This is a genomic window from Paraburkholderia ferrariae NBRC 106233 (assembly GCF_000685035.1).
In the GTDB taxonomy this organism is placed as follows: domain Bacteria; phylum Pseudomonadota; class Gammaproteobacteria; order Burkholderiales; family Burkholderiaceae; genus Paraburkholderia; species Paraburkholderia ferrariae.
Genome location: NZ_BAYB01000029.1, coordinates 53,738 through 68,339 on the forward strand (window position 1 = coordinate 53,738; position 14,602 = coordinate 68,339).

The following is a 14,602-nucleotide window of genomic DNA, read 5'->3' on the forward strand; positions in this document are numbered from 1 at the left end:
TTGCCGATGCTGTTGCTCAACCCCGGCCCCGTCACGCTGACCGAACGCGTGCGCCGCAGCCTGCTGCAGGAAGACCTGTGCCATCGCGAAAGCGAGTTCTTCGACGTGCAGGAAGAAGCGCGCACGCGCCTCGTGGACGTCTATGGCCTCGACGCGACCCAATGGCAAGCTGTCCTGATGACCGGCTCCGGCACCGCGGCGGTCGAGAGCATGATCTCGTCGCTCGTGCCCGCTGACGGCAAACTGCTGATCGTCGAAAACGGCGTGTATGGCGAGCGCATCACGCAGATCGCGAAGCAGTACGGCATCGCCTATGAAGTCGAGAAGCACGACTGGATGCAGGCGCCCGATCTCGCGCGCATCGTGGCGCACCTCGATGCGGACCGCGCGATCACGCACGTCGCGATCATCCATCACGAAACCACCACGGGCCGCCTGAACGACCTGCGCGCGCTGGGCGAGGCATGCCGCGCGCGCGGCGTGCAGATGCTCGTGGATGGCGTGAGCAGCTTCGGCGCGGAGACGATCGACTTCGGCGACACCAGCATTGCCGCCGTGGCCGCAACCGCGAACAAGTGCCTGCACGGCGTGCCTGGCGCAGCCTTCGTGATCGTGCGCCGCGCGGCGCTGGCGAACGCGGCGAGCCGGACTTACTACCTCGACCTCAAGCGCCTCGCTACGCTGCAGGATCAGCGCAACACGCCGTTTACGCCCTCGGTGCATGCGTATTACGCGCTGGTCGAAGCGCTGCGCGAACTGGCCGACGAAGGCGGCTGGCAGGCGCGCCACGCGCGTTATGCGGCGCTTTCGGAGCAGGTGCGCGCGGGACTCGCCGCGCGCGGCATGCCGAGCGTGCTGCCTAAGGACGAATCGTCGGTGGTGCTGCGCGCGTTCCGCTTGCCGCAAGGCGTGGATTATCCGAAGCTGCACGACGCGCTGAAGGCGCGCGGCTTCGTGATTTACGCGGGGCAGGGCGGCCTTTCCGCCGAGTTGTTCCGCATTTCCACCATGGGCGACATCCACGCGCCCGATGTCGAGCGGCTGCTGGCTGCGTTCGACGAGATCGTGCGCTGAGCGCGCATGACGATTGACGGCCAGGCCGGAATCGTTATTCCGGGCTGGCCAGGCAAAAGAGTTTCGCGGATTCGCCCTGCCCTGTCGGCCGCGCGGCCGATATCGTGGGAGACCGGTGGGCCCTTCTGATCGTGCGCGATGCGTTCGACGGGGTGCGTCGTTTCAGCGACTTTCTCGCAAGTCTTGGCGTGGCTCGCAACATTCTCTCGGACCGGCTCAAGATGCTGGTGGAAGCGGGCGTGCTGGAAAGCGTGCCCGCTTCGGACGGCAGTGCGTATCAGGAGTATGTCCTGACGAAGAAGGGCGAGGGGCTCTTCCCCGTGATCGTCATGCTGCGCCAGTGGGGCGAGGCGAACCTGTTTCCCGCGGGGGAGAAGCGCGCCGTGCTGATCGATCGAAAAAGCGGGCGCGCGGTCAAGAAGCAGACGCTGCGGCATGACGATGGCCGGCCTTTGAATGCGGGCAATACGGAAGTTAAAAGACCGGATACGCCTTAAATGTGTGGGTGGAATGCTGGTGCGGCATCGGTGCTAATGAAAATAGCTGTGCTTGGCTGGCAGGCTGCTGAAATACCTCTGAAACACGTCATCGCCGGGTTTGAAGGCCGACTATCCGGCCATCGGAATCTCCATTGCGTCTATCCGTTTGCTGTCGGTTGCCATCTATGTGGGGAGCCGTTGCTCGACCCGAATTCAGTCTAGTCTAATGGAATCGGGGGTGAATCATGGATAGCCTCATAAAGTTAGGAGTGCGTTTCTGTTTCGGATTCTCGGCTACATAGCCTGCTAAACCGATGTGAGGTGGAGTGTCAGAACTTTCATCTGACCCGCGCAACTCCGACGGCATAGGGAGAAGGTGATTCGATGATCGATATTCGAAAAGAAGTTGAGAAACGCCTGTCGGTGCTATGCGGGTTGGAACTGAGTGGCGTGAACCATGCCACCGATATGCTTACGTTGAGCTTTGGTCCGCTGCGGCAAGTTACCAACTTTAAAGGCGTGGCGAAGTCTGTCGGCGCGTGGGCGCTGCATGTCCAATGTGCGTGGCGGCTAGAGGAAGCGGGCCACGCCATGGCAACGGAAGCTGATCTTCGCGGCCCGGATGAGAAAGCGCACGCGAGCGCCCGCTGTCTTCAAGGGATCTTGCTTGCGCGCGGTTTCTCGGCAGTTGAAGCTGTGACGGCTCATGAGGCGGGCGGCCTGGATCTTCTCCTGTCGCACGGTTTTCTCCTTACCGTCGTTCCGGATGGTGTGGCGGGTGAAGAAGATTGGCGGTTCTTTGTGCCTGGTTCTAACGCAGAACACTTTGTGATTAGAGGTGGAAAAATTGATCCTGGGGGCATATAACGGTATGCCGTATTATATTCTCGCGACCTGTTTTATTAAGTGACGGAAATCGATGAAATGAACGTCATAGCGGAAATGCTTGCAGAGCGATCGCCTGGTGAGATCAGGGTGTCCGTCGTTGTTGATTATTCTGGTAATTTATCAATAATTCTTCAGAAATTTGGATTGAAGCCTGATGTCAGTGAACTAACAGAGCGAGACAGGGATTGCGCAGTATCTATCCTGACAAATTTGCTATGGAAAGACCAGGCGTATGGCTGCGAACGCATGCAGGAAGATCGGGCGCGATTTTTCGCTGAAAAGATTATCGAAGAAAATGAATGCAAAAATAGTCGATACTTTTCAAATGGAAGTTCAATAATACAGGGTTCATGGTACCCTTTTACTGATTCTACTTTTGACTCGGGAATCGTGATGTCGAATGGCGACGGCCGATATTTTTGTATGTGGTTTGAGGGCGAGGATTAAGCGAGGAATCCCACTCCCAGATCGCCATGACTGGAGCGCGGTACGAAGTGTCTGACTTATGCACTTCGACTATTTGACTTGCCGCACGCAAGAATCATCCATCGCCCATTCCAGAGGCGGAATCTGACTGTTAGCCTGGAAGCTTTGGCAATCAGGAGTACGGATCAGATGTCGTATCAACAGGATTCAGACAGCGTGCGCGTGGTACTGAGCGCTCCGCAACTGGCGGCGGTACTTTCCCGCCAGTCGATTAGCCAGTCCGAAATGCTGTCCAACCGGCTATGGGGCGGTTTGCAGGTTGTCGGCGGGGTACTGGAAATGGTCGGCGCGGCGGCGCTCTGTGTGCTGCCGGAGCCGACGATGGCCAGCAAGGCCGGGTGTGTCGTGTTTGGCGTGCATGGTTCGGATACGGTGGCGACGGGACTCCGCCAGCTCTGGACAGCCCGCGATACGGCCTCGTTGACCCAGTTGGGCACAACCAGGCTGGCTGAGGCGATGAACGCCAGCCCCGAGATGGCAAACAATATCGGCCTGTCGCTGGATATGGTCGTGCCGTTCGGCTTTGCCGGCTCGATCAAGGCCGCCCGTGTAGCCAGCGTTACAATGGGCCGCATCGATCTGCAGATGCATGAGGCGAAGGCAGGTAGCTGGGTTGGTGGACATACGATTGAAAAGCATGTCGCTCGCACCGAAGCTCAACTGCGGGAACGGTTGGCGAATGAAACCGACAGGAAAGTGGTTTCGTCCTTCACTAACCTGGAAACCGCAGAACGCGTTATTTCCAGGGTAATGCAGGCTAACGCCTCAAGAATCAGGAATTGGTCCCAATCGTCGGTAACCTATCCGTTGATCTTGAAAGGTAGCGCTGGCGAAAACGCGGGTTACGGCATTGTGCGTACGACAGGAAAGCTCGTGCCTTTGAGCAATGTGCAGATTGTTTTGAGGCGCAAGGAATATAACGGCATGCCGTATTACATACTGACATCTTTTCTGGAGTGATAGTGGAAGGAGAGACCAAATATCCCAATCTGCAATTTCTTTTCGATGCGTATCTGAACCAGGACTACGATCTGTACGGAGAGAAAATTTCAGACGTTTTGCGTGTTTATCGATCCGAGATAGATGAGAGCATGCGCCTGGGCGCAATCACGGAAATAGAGACGTTTAAGTCTGAGCATCGCGAGGATTTGGCCAGTGCGTTTGAATCCAATTTTGAACAGCAAATTTCACTAGCACCGAGCGGTTATACGGCGCAATCATTTCTTGAAGAGTTGAAGCGCCTTCTATGCGAGTGATCCGCTGGTCGCCGTGCGGCGATGATGACGTTGTGCCTGAGCATCCAGTCATGATCCTTTCCGAAGGTCGAGTGGTCCCACACCACATCGTCGATGGCAAGACTGAAAAACCAGCGAAACAGCATACCCTATGGGGTTGGCTCCACCGGCATGCGTTCGCGCAGGCGCGAAGTCATCCAGCTTCGCCATGGTGAACGTCGCTTTGTATTACCGCTTACGTAGGATGAACGCAAAAGTCATGCTATCAAGCCGCTACCCGAAACTGTACCAGTTGTTTGGCGCATACCTTAATCAAGATTCTGATTTATGGGGGGATACGATTCCGGAGATTGTTTCGTGCTACAGGAAGGATTGCGCGAGGGAAAGCCATCTTGCAATGATTCACGAAATAGATTCGTTTATGAGCGAACACCAGGACGATCTGGATTCCGCGTTTGAAACGGATTACGGGCAAGATTTTGACCCGGCGTTGTGGGGCTATACAACCGCTTCATTTCTCGACGAATTGAAACGTCTTCTAAGAGAGTAATCCATTGGTTACCGCGCGCAGGTGCTTCTATGCCACGTGCCCCTTCAATTCACCACACGCTCACGCGCCGCCGCAACCACCGCCGCTTGCCTCGCCGGCTTGCGCCGCGCCCGCGCCTTTTTCAGCCAGATCAGAAAGCCCGTCACGCTGAGCACGGCGACGAACACACCGATGATGCTGACCGCAATGCGCCCCGCGAGCCCCGCGATGCGGCCCGAGTGCAGCGGAAACTGCAACTGCATGAAGACGTCGCCGGCCGTGCCGCGGCCCGGAACCTGCGCGCCGAGGAGCTTGCCCGAGCGAGCGTCCATCACGAGCCACGGATTGCCGAGACCGGCATCGCCGTGGCTGTTTCCCGCCGCGAAATAACCCACCGCGTAGATACCCAGCGATGGCACGTAGAAAAGGCCGCCCGGCGGTGCCGCCAGATTTTCGCGCCGGCCCGCTTCCGGCGCGGCGGCCACGATGCGTTCGCGGGCGCCCGTCTCTTCGTCCGCCGCGAGGAGCGGGCCGGGCGACGCCGTGCGGAACGGATCGGGTGTGAGCTTCGAAAAGAGCGAAACGACCGGGCGCACGACGGGCGTGGCGAGGTTCATCGAGATCGACGTGAGCGCGACGATCATCAGGAGTCCCCAGAGCCACACGCCGCCCGAGCGGTGCAGATCGAACGTGAGCGCGTAGCCGCCGCGCTTCACGCGAAACGCGAGCGATTTGCGCCAGCTCTTGAGGTTCGGAAACGCCAGCACGATCGCGACGAGTCCGTCGAGGAGCCAGACGATGCCGACCACGCCCATCGTCCACACACTCATATCGATGCCGGCGCGGCTGGGCAGAAACAGCGTGTAGTGAAACTGGTAGATCGCGGGAATGAGGTTCAGGCGCGCGAGCGAAGGCTTGCCCCACAGGCGGCGGCCTTGCACCGCGCCTGTGACAGGGTCGAGCGACACTTCGTTGAAATCGAGCGCGTAGGGCGCTTGTGTGGCCGGATCGATGCGCGGCAGCACGCGCACGAGCAGCGTGCTGCCCGGTTCGATCGAGAGCGGCAGGTAGGTTACCTGCAGGCGCGGGTCGGCGGCTTCGAGGCGCTCGGCCAGTGTCACCGGCGGCAACGGCGTGCCGGCCGTGCGGGCCTGATAGAAGGACGGGTTGAGCCACGCGTCCAGTTCGTGGTCCCACGCGATCACGGCGCCGGTGAGCCCGGCGAGAAACAGGAAGGCCGCCGTGCCGAGGCCGAACCAGCGGTGCAGGCGGACGAGCAGGGGTCTCATGCGGCAGCGTCGGAACGCGCCGTGTTGCGAACAATCGCCATTGGAATTGCGGTCGTATCGATCGTGTAAATGGGAATCGTTCGCATTTTACGGGTGCGGACACGAAGACGCAAGCTTCGCGAAAGGCGCCGGCGCGCGGCCTGTCTTGCCGGTGCGCGGGGCCGTCGCCGCACCGGGTCCGCCCGGACAAACGTTCGCTGATTCTCGCCACGACGCCGCAACGCCGCGCGCTCAGGTTACGCTGAAGAGGTTGCGACGTAACGTAACGCGAAGCAACGCGAACGCCTCACCTCGCAGTCCCCGGCAACTCCACATCGAGCGGTCATTGTCCATGCGCATTCTTTTCGTCATTGGCAATCTGGGTGACTACCACGTGCCTCGCTATGAGGCGCTCGTCGATAGCGCGTCGGGCCTCGGGCACGAAGTGGCGCTGATCGAAGTCTTCGGGCGCTCCGGCGTGTACGGCTTTCCCCAGCCGCGCCGCGCGGCTTTCTTCGCGAACCGGCCCGGCCGCGCCGAAACGCTCGTGGCGGACGGCGCCGAGGGCGATACGCTGAGCCCGCGCGAGTGCGCCCACCTGATCGCGCGCTTGCGCGCGTTCGCGCCGGACGTGGTCATCACGCTCGGCTACAACACGAGTTATTCCGCGATTCTCGGCCTGCTGCGGCTCGTCACGCGGCGCTTCAGGCTCATCTACATGTCGGATTCGAAGGCCGACGACGGCGTACGCCACCGGCTCAAGGAGCAGCTCAAGCGTCTTGTGGTGAGCCGCTTCGACGGCGCGCTCGTTGCGGGCGAGCGGCATCGGCGCTACGCAGCATCGCTTGGCATTCCTATGGAACGCTCGCGCGTTGGCTTCGACGTGATCGACGTGGACTATTTCTCGCGCCTCGCCGGGGCCGCGCGCGAAGACGCCGCGGCCGTGCGTGCGCGCTATGGTCTGCCACAGCGTTATCTGCTGTGCGTGAGCCGTTTCGTGGCGCGCAAGAACGTGGACGCGGTGCTCGAAGCCTACGCGCAGTCCGGCCTGCACGGCGCGGGCGTCGGGCTCGTGCTGGTGGGCCAGGGGCCGCTCGAGGCGCAACTGCGCGAGCGTATCGCCGTGCTCGAACTCGCTTCGCACGTGGCGATCCTGCAATCGGTTGCCAACGACGAGATGCCCAACCTCTATGCGCTCGCGGAGTTCATTGTGCTCGCCAGCGAATTCGACCAATGGGGGCTGTGCGTGAACGAGGCGTTTGCGGCGGGGTGCCCGGCCATCGTTACGCGCACGGCCGGCGTGGCCGGCGAAATCGTGCTCGACGGTGTCAACGGCTTTATCGTCGAGCCGCGCGACGTGTCTGCGCTCGCCCAGCGCATCGAACGGCTGGGACAGGACGAGGCGCTGCGCAAACGCTTCGCCGCACGCGCGCTGGAAACCATCCGGCACTGGACGCCGCATCTCTTTGCCGCGAGCGCGCTCGAACTGGCCGAAGCCACCCGGCGCGGCGCCCGCGGCGCGGCGCAGCACGGTCTTGTGTGAGGCGCGCGGGGCGGCGTCTGTACGCCCGAATCGGCGAATCAAAGCGTGGGAACGAACACGACTTCCGAGGCGGGCGTGAGCCTGCGTTTGAGCGTGCGCGTGAGCAGATAGAAGGTGCTGAGCCGCTCAATGCCCAGGCGCTGGGTGAGCGTCGCGCCGAAGCCGTTGAGAAAGCTGAAGGTGGCCGGGCTCGAAAAGCCGTCGAAGTCGAACGTGAGCTTGTGTTCCAGCGCGCGCAGGATGCCGTTCCAGAGCAGCAGGCTGATCGAGCCGCAGTGCGCGTCCTGCACGCGCGTGGAGAGCAGGTAGTACATCGCCTGCTGGTCCCACACGAGCCCGATCGCGGCGACGAGCCTGGCGCCATCCGTGTAGGCGCCCAGCAGCGTGCCGGCGCCGCGCTCCACGAACGCGTTGACGAGCTGGCGCATCACGCCCGCGCCATAGGCGTTGGTGCGCGAGCGCGCGGCGAGATTTGCTTCGTAGAACGAGAGAAATTCGCGGGGCGTTGCGACCGGCGCGATCGTGAGTTCGCGCGAGGCGCTGCGAATGACGTTGCGGGTCTTGCTGTCGAGCCGCGTCCAGGCCTCTTCGGCCGAGGCCTGCGCGCCGATGCGGAAGGTGTAGCGCGCCGACACCGTGAAGCCGCGCAGCGCGAACGCAAGCGCGTCGCCAATGCGCGGATCGAGCACCTGGAAAAAGCTGTCGCAATGAGGCAACTGGTCGATCAACTGGCCGGTGACGTCGAGCCGGTGGCGGGTCTGGCGCGACGCGCTGCCCGTCACGGCCGGGATCACCGGTCCGAGCGTGCGCGTGAGCGGCGGCAGGTGCGAGACGCGCCAGAGATGCTTGCGCGTGAGCGTGTAGGGCATCTCGCCGATGACCTCGTGGTTGTGCCGGACCGTGGCGAGCGCCCAGTTTCCCTGCGTGGCGATGTCGAGCCACCAGGGCTCGTGAAAAAGCGAATGGGCTGCGCGAGCAGGCGCCGCGCCGGCGGGGGCAGCCGGCAGCACACCGTCGCGCGGGGCGCGGTCTCGTACGGTCGTCATCGGTCACCCGTTCATGTCGTGCTGATGAACACGCGGTGTGCGATGGCCGGCGCGCTCCACGCCAGCGGACGCATCCCCTGTCCACCAGGTCTCCTGTCGCAGGGTGCGCCGTTCGTGCTCAGCCAGATGTCTTGCGGCGCGCCTTTTCCGGGCTTCGGTCTTTGCGCACGCAAGGGTAGCGCGCGCGACTTGCCCGGACTTCAGTCTAGCGAGATGGTTCTGGCTGTTTACGCCAAGATCCAGCCATCCGCGAAAGCGCGGCGTTTTGCGCGGATTTTTCGTCCGACAATATCGGGCGTGCGGAAGGGGGCAGGCGCGGCAGTTGCGTCCTGGGCGGCCCCTGGGTTGGTCCCTGGTTGGGTCCTGGTTGGACCCAGTCGAAGCCCGGGTGGGGTGCCCTATACCGGGTCTTTGCTCGGCGGTCCTTCGGGCCGTTGCGGCTCCTCGCCGTGATGGCCGGGCGGCGGCGGCGTGAGTGGGTCGCGCTCGGGATCGCGCGTCGGATCGGCGAGCGGATCGGGCAGCGGATTCGTGTGCGAGCAGATCATCGCGAATACCTCGTGTGTCGCAGCAGCCGTCGTGGCGGCGGGGCCGTTCTCCAATCTATAGCGTAGGCGATGGCCGCACGTCCTGCGCAGTTTCGCGCGGCACGATGCGCGTGGCCGGGCACGACGCGGATGCGGCACCCATTGTTGCCGTTGAAGCAACGCTGTTTATATGTCATCGAGGTTTCACAATGACATCCCAGCCCTTAGACTCCAGCCTTTCTCGAAATTGGGGGACGCGAAGCGCCCCCGGTTTGTTCAGGCGGAGTGCGGTCATGGGTGCGGCAGTGATTGGGGTGGTGTTCGTAGCGGGCTTGCTGGGTGTGCCCTCGCTATTCGGTCACAACGAAGCCCACGCCAAACCGCAGGCCCCGCAGCAGGTTGCTGCGGGGCAGCCGCACATGCAAACGCAGCTTGCGGCGCCGGCCGAAGTCGCCGCTGCCGATACGGGTGTGCCTGTCGCCGCCGAAAGCGCCGCTATCGACCGTCCCTAAGCCGCGCCGGGCGTTACATGCCGCTCAGGTCGGCCGGCGTATCGACGTCGCGCAGGATGCCGGGGTCGTTCACGTCGATGCGCGTGAGTGGATGGCTGGCGAGCAGCGCGCGGGCGCCGGCGTCGCCGTCGAGCGCGAGCAGCGCGTCGCGATGCTCGAAGCCGAAGCCCACAGGGTGTCCGCGCTGTCCCTGGTAGAAGGGTGCGGCGATCGAAGCGCCTTCGTCGATGGCGCGCGCCACCTCGGCAATCGTCTGGACCGCAATGCGCGGCATGTCGGCGAGCGCCACGATCCAGCTTTCCGCCTCCGCGGCCGCGCTCACGCCGGCCGCGAGGCTTGCGCCCATGCCTCTCACCGCATCCGCGGAAAACACCACGTCGCAGCCCGCTTCGTTGAGCACCCAGGCGAGCGTTTCCGCGCCGGGGCGCACCACGGCCACCACCTTGGGAACGACGAGCAGCAGCCGGTGCGCGGCCTCGCGCGCGACGCTGGTGCCGTCGGGCAGCGGGGCGAGGAGTTTGTTGCGCAGACCCTCCGGGTCGAAGCGCGACCCGGTGCCGGCGGCGAGAAGAACGCCGGTGGCAAGCGATGCGTAGGCCATGGGTGTCTCGTGTCTCGCGCGCGAGAAAGGGAAGCGTCGATTGTGCGGCGCAAGCGCGCGTGAGGCAAGGCCCGCGCGCGCAATCCGTCTGCCCGGGCGCGTTCCGGCGGGAACGGCGGCCAGGCGGATCGCGCGGCGCGGGCGAACGGGGGGCGAGCTAGGCCGTCATTTGCGGCACGACCTTGTCGAGCGTAATGGGCAGATCGCGCACCCGTACGCCCGTTGCGTGGTACACGGCATTGGCAATCGCCGCCGGCACGCCGGTAATGCCGATCTCGCCGATACCGCGCACGCCGAGCGCATTGAAGCGCGTATCGGGCGGCCCGACGAACTGCACGTCCAACTCGCCGATATCGGCATTCACGGGCACGTGGTACTCCGCGAGATTGCCGTTCACGATGCGCCCGAAGCGCGGATCGAGCAGCGCCTCTTCTTCGAGTGCCGTTGCCACGCCCCAGACCATGCCGCCCATCAACTGGCTGCGCGCGGTCTTTTCGTTGAGCAGACGGCCCACGTCGTACACGCCCACGATGCGCGCGACGCGGATCGTGCCCAGGTCCGCATCGACGTGCACTTCGGCGTAGACCGCACCGAACGAGTGGAACGCGTACTGCTGGCGCTCGCTGCCGGGCTTCGTCGTGGCCACGGCTTCGATGGGCTTGCCGCCCGCGCGCGCGAGGATCGCGGCGGCAGGGTCGCGGCGCGAGGTGTCGCGGCGCACGACGACCCAGCCTTCCTGCACCGCGACCTCTTCGGGTGCCGCGCCATGAACCGGGGACGCGGGGTCCGCGAGCGCCAGCGCGATCAGCTTGTCGCGCACCTGCTGCCCGGCGGCCTGCACCGCGGGCGCGACGCTCGCCGCCGACTGCGAGCCGCCCGAGCCCGGCGCGCGCGGCAGCGTGGAGTCACCGAGCGCGAAGTGAATGCGCTCGGGCGGAAAGCCGAGGGCGTCCGAGGCCACCTGGGTCATCACCGTGTACGTTCCGGTGCCGAGATCCTGCGTGCCGGAGGCCACCATCGCGCTGCCGTTGGGCAGGATGCGCGCGATCGCGGCGGCCTCGCTGCGGTTCGCGGGGTAGGTGGCGCTCGCCATGCCGAGGCCGACCAGCGTGTTGCCCTCGCGCATCGAACGCGGCGTTGAGGTGCGGCGCGACCAGCCGAAGCGCCGGGCGCCCGTTTCGTAGCATTCGCGCAGCGCCTTCGAGGACCATGGCTTGCCGTCCTGCGGCTCGACTTCGGCATAGTTGGCGAGGCGCAGCGCCACCGGGTCCATCTTCAACTGCCAGGCCAGTTCGTCCATGGCCGATTCGAGTGCGAACGAGCCCGTGGTTTCGCCGGGCGCCCGCGTGAAAGTCGGCGTGCCCACGTTGAGCGGCACCACGCGATGGCTCGTGCTCTGGTTCGGCACGGCGTACATCATGCGCGTGACGAGGCCCGACATCTCGGTCCAGTCTTCGAACGTGGAGGTGTGCGCGAAGGTGTCGTGGCGCATGCCGGTGAGCGTGCCGTTCGGGTGCGCCGCGATCTGGATGTGCTGCTCGGTGCGCGGCCTGCTGCCTACGGGGCCGAACATCTGCGGCCGCGCGAGCGCGAGGCGCACGGGCCGCCCCGTCTGTTTGGCCGCCATCGCGCACAGGCTCACGTGCGACCACGACGACCCCTTGCAGCCGAAACCGCCGCCGATGAACGGCGAGATCACGCGCACGTTATCGGCAGGAATGCCAAGTACCCCCGCCACTGCCGCGCGCGTGCCCGATACGCCCTGGGTGGCGTCGTAGAGCGTGAGGTCGGGGCCGTCCCAGTGCGCCATCGTCGCGTGGGGTTCCATGGGGTTGTGGAACTGCATGGGCGTCGTGTAGACCGCGTCGAGGCGCACCGTGCCTTCCTGCAGCCCCGCTTCGGGGTTGCCGCGCGCCGAATCGACAGGGCGCGCCGGCTGGCTGGGCGGCACGTGGGCGCCGGCCTTCGCGCTCGCGAAATCGAGCGTGGCGGGGGACGCCGCGTACGTCAGGCTCACGTGGCGCGCGGCATCCGTTGCGTGCTCGAAGGTGTCGGCCACCACGACGGCCACGGGCTCGTTGCTGTAGCGCACCACGTTGTCCTGCAGCAGCGTGAGGTGCCGGCCCGCGGGCGGGCTGAGCGGCGGGCGGCCGCCATTGGGCAGGCGCATGGCGTTCTGATACGTCATCACCAGCAGCACGCCGGGCATTTGCTGCGCGCGGCGCGTGTCGATGGCGGTAATCGTGCCGCTCGATATCGTGCTGGTGACGAGGACGGCATGCGCGAGGCGCGACTCGGGAAAGTCGGCGGCGTAGTGCGCGTTGCCCGTGACCTTGAGGATGCCGTCGATACGGTCGAGCGGCTGACCCGTGAGGTTGCTCATGCGAAATCTCCCGTCTGGCCCGCGGCCAGCAGCACCGAGCGGACAATCGCGCGCTGCGCGAGCGCGACCTTGAACGCGTTGCCCTTGAGCGGCTGCGCACTCGCGAGTTCGGCGGCAGCGGCTTCGCGCAGCGTCGCCGCATTGAGTGGCTGCCCCGTGATGCGCGCCTCCACGACGCCCGCGCGCCATGGACGATGCGCGACGCCGCCCAGCGCCACGCGCGCGGCCTGCACCGTATGGCCGTCCATCTGCAACGCCGCCGCCACGGAAACGAGCGCGAACGCGTAGCTCGCGCGGTCGCGCACCTTGAGGTAGTGCGCGTGATCGCTGAACGCCGGCGGCGGCAGATCGACCGAGGTGATCAGCTCGCCCGGTTGCAGCGTGGTGTCGAGATCGGGACGGTCGCCGGGCAGACGATGAAACTGCGCGAACGGGATCGCGCGCGTACTGTTAGGACCGCTTACCTGTACGGTCGCATCGAGTGCGGCGAGCGCAACGCTCATATCGGACGGATTGACGGCAACGCATTGCGGGCTCGCGCCGAGGATCGCGTGCATGCGGTTGAAGCCGCCCGCCGCCGCGCAGCCGCTTCCCGGTATGCGCTTGTTGCATTGCGTGAAGGCGGTGTCGTAGAAGTAGCCGCAGCGCGTGCGCTGCATGAGATTGCCGCCCACCGTCGCCATATTGCGCAACTGGGCCGAGGCGCCCGAGAGCAGCGCCTGCGTGAGCAGGGGATAGCGCGTGCGCACGAGCGCGTGATTGGCGGCGTCGCTGTTGCGCACGAGCGCGCCGATGCGCAGGCCGCCGTCGGGGAGCGTTTCGACGTTCTGCAAGGCCGTGAGCCGCGTGATGTCGATGAGCGTTACGGGGTGCGCCACGCCGCCCTTCATGAGATCGAGCAGGTTCGTGCCGCCGCCGATGAAGACGGCGCCGGGCTGCTGCGCGGCCTGGATTGCACCGTTGACGTCGGCGGCGCGCTGGTAGGAGATGGCATCCATGGCGAACGCCTCCCGTTCACGCGCTGGCCGCGTGCGCGTCGCGCACCGCGGCCACGATGTTCGCGTAGGCGCCGCAGCGGCACAGGTTGCCGCTCATGCGTTCGCGGATCTCGGCGTCGCTTAGCTGCGCGGGGCGTGCGCTCACGTCGTGCGTCACGGCGCTTGCCGTGCCCGCGTTGAACTCGCTGATGCACGCGGTCGCCGAGCACAACTGCCCCGGCGTACAGTAGCCGCACTGGAAGGCGTCGTTGTCGATGAAGGCGCGCTGCACGGGACTCAGGGCCGTCGCGCTCGCGAGGCCCTCGACCGTCGTGATGCGCTCGCCTTCGTGCATGACCGCGAGCGTCAGGCACGCGTTGATTCTGCGGCCGTCCGCGAGCACAGTGCACGCGCCGCACTGGCCGCGGTCGCAGCCTTTCTTCGTGCCGGTGAGGCCGGCGTAATCGCGCAACGCGTCGAGCAGCGTGACGCGAGGCTCGATATGCAGCACGTACTCGCGGCCGTTGATGCTCAGATGCACCGGCTGGGGCGGTGCCGCGCGCACAGACGCAGCGGGATTGGCGGCGGGCGGATCGTTCTGCGCGTGCAGATGCGGCGTTGCGCCCAGTGCGGCGGCGGCCGCCGCCGACTGCAGGAAGCGGCGGCGCGAGACATCGGCCGGCGCGGGCTCGCCCGCGTCGTTGGGGAGATCTTTGGACATGGCGTTCGGCGGCTCCATCGAAGGACGGAAACGCACCTGCGCGCGGTCGCTTGAGATTCGGCCGGCAGCAGCGTGCGGACCTCGGCTTGATAGCAATTCCGATACCGCGAAGTCGCGCGGTGTGCCGCGGTTGGGGGCCGGTGTCAGGCGGCTTCGAGCGCGGCGACTTGACGGGCGCGATTCACGTGATACGCGACGAAAGGTGCCGCAAAAACCCGTGCGGCCGTTTCGTCAGATCTGCACGTTGCGCCTGCCGGCCGGGAAAGTAAAGGGTCCGGGGGAGAAACTTTCGTGACGTGCGCGAGCATGGCGCAAGACTGGCAAAGGGCTGAC

16 protein-coding genes are annotated in these 14,602 nt (G+C 64.9%); 9 read left to right on the forward strand and 7 right to left on the reverse strand.

What is annotated here, in order from left to right; genetic code table 11:
* Positions 1-6: 6 nt before the first annotated feature.
* The 7 genes from BFE01S_RS27095 to BFE01S_RS27120 all read left to right on the forward strand — a co-directional run bounded on the left by BFE01S_RS27095 (position 7) and on the right by BFE01S_RS27120 (position 4,712).
* Positions 7-1,074, forward strand: a complete 1,068-nt coding sequence (locus BFE01S_RS27095; RefSeq protein WP_028228199.1) for a 2-aminoethylphosphonate aminotransferase — start codon at positions 7-9, stop codon at positions 1,072-1,074.
* A 44-nt stretch (positions 1,075-1,118) separates the two neighbouring features.
* Positions 1,119-1,571 (forward strand): winged helix-turn-helix transcriptional regulator, encoded by a 453-nt coding sequence (locus BFE01S_RS27100; protein WP_028228200.1) that lies wholly within the window; start codon positions 1,119-1,121, stop codon positions 1,569-1,571.
* A 366-nt stretch (positions 1,572-1,937) separates the two neighbouring features.
* Complete coding sequence (locus BFE01S_RS43450) at positions 1,938-2,420, forward strand: hypothetical protein (protein ID WP_084170185.1); 483 nt, start codon at positions 1,938-1,940, stop codon at positions 2,418-2,420.
* A gap of 57 nt (positions 2,421-2,477) precedes the next feature.
* The gene (locus tag BFE01S_RS44610) at positions 2,478-2,888 is read left to right on the forward strand and encodes a hypothetical protein (RefSeq protein WP_156967163.1); all 411 of its coding nucleotides are present in this window, start codon (positions 2,478-2,480) and stop codon (positions 2,886-2,888) included.
* Positions 2,889-3,056: 168 nt separating this feature from the next.
* Complete coding sequence (locus BFE01S_RS27110; protein ID WP_028228202.1) at positions 3,057-3,887, forward strand: RNase A-like domain-containing protein; 831 nt, start codon at positions 3,057-3,059, stop codon at positions 3,885-3,887.
* A gap of 2 nt (positions 3,888-3,889) precedes the next feature.
* Positions 3,890-4,183, forward strand: a complete 294-nt coding sequence (locus BFE01S_RS27115; protein WP_042338699.1) for a contact-dependent growth inhibition system immunity protein — start codon at positions 3,890-3,892, stop codon at positions 4,181-4,183.
* A gap of 187 nt (positions 4,184-4,370) precedes the next feature.
* A complete protein-coding gene (locus BFE01S_RS27120; RefSeq protein WP_245621204.1) occupies positions 4,371-4,712 on the forward strand; it encodes a contact-dependent growth inhibition system immunity protein in 342 nt (113 codons plus the stop codon).
* Between the two features lie 44 nt (positions 4,713-4,756).
* Here the strand turns inward: BFE01S_RS27120 and BFE01S_RS27125 are convergent, their stop codons facing one another.
* Positions 4,757-5,980 (reverse strand): PepSY-associated TM helix domain-containing protein, encoded by a 1,224-nt coding sequence (locus BFE01S_RS27125; RefSeq protein ID WP_028228205.1) that lies wholly within the window; start codon positions 5,978-5,980, stop codon positions 4,757-4,759.
* A gap of 331 nt (positions 5,981-6,311) precedes the next feature.
* Between BFE01S_RS27125 and BFE01S_RS27130 the strand changes: the two genes are divergently transcribed.
* Complete coding sequence (locus BFE01S_RS27130; RefSeq protein ID WP_028228206.1) at positions 6,312-7,502, forward strand: glycosyltransferase family 4 protein; 1,191 nt, start codon at positions 6,312-6,314, stop codon at positions 7,500-7,502.
* A 38-nt stretch (positions 7,503-7,540) separates the two neighbouring features.
* On the opposite strand, the gene BFE01S_RS40345 is transcribed toward BFE01S_RS27130, so the two are convergent.
* Both BFE01S_RS40345 and BFE01S_RS45155 read right to left on the reverse strand, forming a co-directional pair.
* Positions 7,541-8,548 (reverse strand): GNAT family N-acetyltransferase, encoded by a 1,008-nt coding sequence (locus BFE01S_RS40345; RefSeq protein ID WP_042338702.1) that lies wholly within the window; start codon positions 8,546-8,548, stop codon positions 7,541-7,543.
* A 398-nt stretch (positions 8,549-8,946) separates the two neighbouring features.
* On the reverse strand, positions 8,947-9,096 hold the full coding sequence (locus BFE01S_RS45155; RefSeq protein ID WP_169742673.1) for a hypothetical protein: 150 nt from the start codon (positions 9,094-9,096) through the stop codon (positions 8,947-8,949).
* Positions 9,097-9,368: 272 nt separating this feature from the next.
* Here BFE01S_RS45155 and BFE01S_RS27145 point away from each other — a divergent pair, with 272 nt between their 5' ends.
* Entirely contained in the window at positions 9,369-9,587 is a 219-nt protein-coding gene (locus tag BFE01S_RS27145) for a hypothetical protein (RefSeq protein WP_028228207.1), read from the forward strand.
* A gap of 13 nt (positions 9,588-9,600) precedes the next feature.
* Here BFE01S_RS27145 and BFE01S_RS27150 read toward each other — a convergent pair whose 3' ends face one another.
* From BFE01S_RS27150 to BFE01S_RS27165, 4 genes are all read right to left on the reverse strand, one after another.
* Positions 9,601-10,188 (reverse strand): nucleotidyltransferase family protein, encoded by a 588-nt coding sequence (locus BFE01S_RS27150; protein WP_028228208.1) that lies wholly within the window; start codon positions 10,186-10,188, stop codon positions 9,601-9,603.
* A gap of 157 nt (positions 10,189-10,345) precedes the next feature.
* Positions 10,346-12,571 carry a xanthine dehydrogenase family protein molybdopterin-binding subunit gene (locus BFE01S_RS27155; protein WP_028228209.1) on the reverse strand — a complete coding sequence of 742 codons (2,226 nt, stop codon included), beginning with the start codon at positions 12,569-12,571 and terminating at the stop codon, positions 10,346-10,348.
* The gene (locus tag BFE01S_RS27160; protein ID WP_028228210.1) at positions 12,568-13,569 is read right to left on the reverse strand and encodes an FAD binding domain-containing protein; all 1,002 of its coding nucleotides are present in this window, start codon (positions 13,567-13,569) and stop codon (positions 12,568-12,570) included. The genes BFE01S_RS27155 and BFE01S_RS27160 overlap by 4 nt, the downstream gene beginning before the upstream one ends.
* Before the next feature lie 16 nt (positions 13,570-13,585).
* Positions 13,586-14,269: a 2Fe-2S iron-sulfur cluster-binding protein gene (locus tag BFE01S_RS27165; protein ID WP_028228211.1), complete on the reverse strand. Its 684-nt coding sequence runs from the start codon at positions 14,267-14,269 to the stop codon at positions 13,586-13,588.
* Positions 14,270-14,602 lie beyond the last annotated feature (333 nt).

What these genes read in the sequence shown, in the direction of transcription:
- BFE01S_RS27095 (WP_028228199.1), top strand. Translation starts at nt 7, where the DNA reads ATGCTGTTGCTCAACCCCGGCCCCGTCACGCTGACCGAACGCGTGCGC.
- BFE01S_RS43450 (WP_084170185.1), top strand. Translation starts at nt 1,938, where the DNA reads ATGATCGATATTCGAAAAGAAGTTGAGAAACGCCTGTCGGTGCTATGC.
- BFE01S_RS44610 (WP_156967163.1), top strand. Translation starts at nt 2,478, where the DNA reads ATGAACGTCATAGCGGAAATGCTTGCAGAGCGATCGCCTGGTGAGATC.
- BFE01S_RS27110 (WP_028228202.1), top strand. Translation starts at nt 3,057, where the DNA reads ATGTCGTATCAACAGGATTCAGACAGCGTGCGCGTGGTACTGAGCGCT.
- BFE01S_RS27120 (WP_245621204.1), top strand. Translation starts at nt 4,371, where the DNA reads ATGGTGAACGTCGCTTTGTATTACCGCTTACGTAGGATGAACGCAAAA.
- BFE01S_RS27125 (WP_028228205.1), bottom strand. Translation starts at nt 5,980, where the DNA reads ATGAGACCCCTGCTCGTCCGCCTGCACCGCTGGTTCGGCCTCGGCACG.
- BFE01S_RS27130 (WP_028228206.1), top strand. Translation starts at nt 6,312, where the DNA reads ATGCGCATTCTTTTCGTCATTGGCAATCTGGGTGACTACCACGTGCCT.
- BFE01S_RS40345 (WP_042338702.1), bottom strand. Translation starts at nt 8,548, where the DNA reads ATGACGACCGTACGAGACCGCGCCCCGCGCGACGGTGTGCTGCCGGCT.
- BFE01S_RS45155 (WP_169742673.1), bottom strand. Translation starts at nt 9,096, where the DNA reads ATGATCTGCTCGCACACGAATCCGCTGCCCGATCCGCTCGCCGATCCG.
- BFE01S_RS27145 (WP_028228207.1), top strand. Translation starts at nt 9,369, where the DNA reads ATGGGTGCGGCAGTGATTGGGGTGGTGTTCGTAGCGGGCTTGCTGGGT.
- BFE01S_RS27150 (WP_028228208.1), bottom strand. Translation starts at nt 10,188, where the DNA reads ATGGCCTACGCATCGCTTGCCACCGGCGTTCTTCTCGCCGCCGGCACC.
- BFE01S_RS27155 (WP_028228209.1), bottom strand. Translation starts at nt 12,571, where the DNA reads ATGAGCAACCTCACGGGTCAGCCGCTCGACCGTATCGACGGCATCCTC.
- BFE01S_RS27160 (WP_028228210.1), bottom strand. Translation starts at nt 13,569, where the DNA reads ATGGATGCCATCTCCTACCAGCGCGCCGCCGACGTCAACGGTGCAATC.
- BFE01S_RS27165 (WP_028228211.1), bottom strand. Translation starts at nt 14,269, where the DNA reads ATGTCCAAAGATCTCCCCAACGACGCGGGCGAGCCCGCGCCGGCCGAT.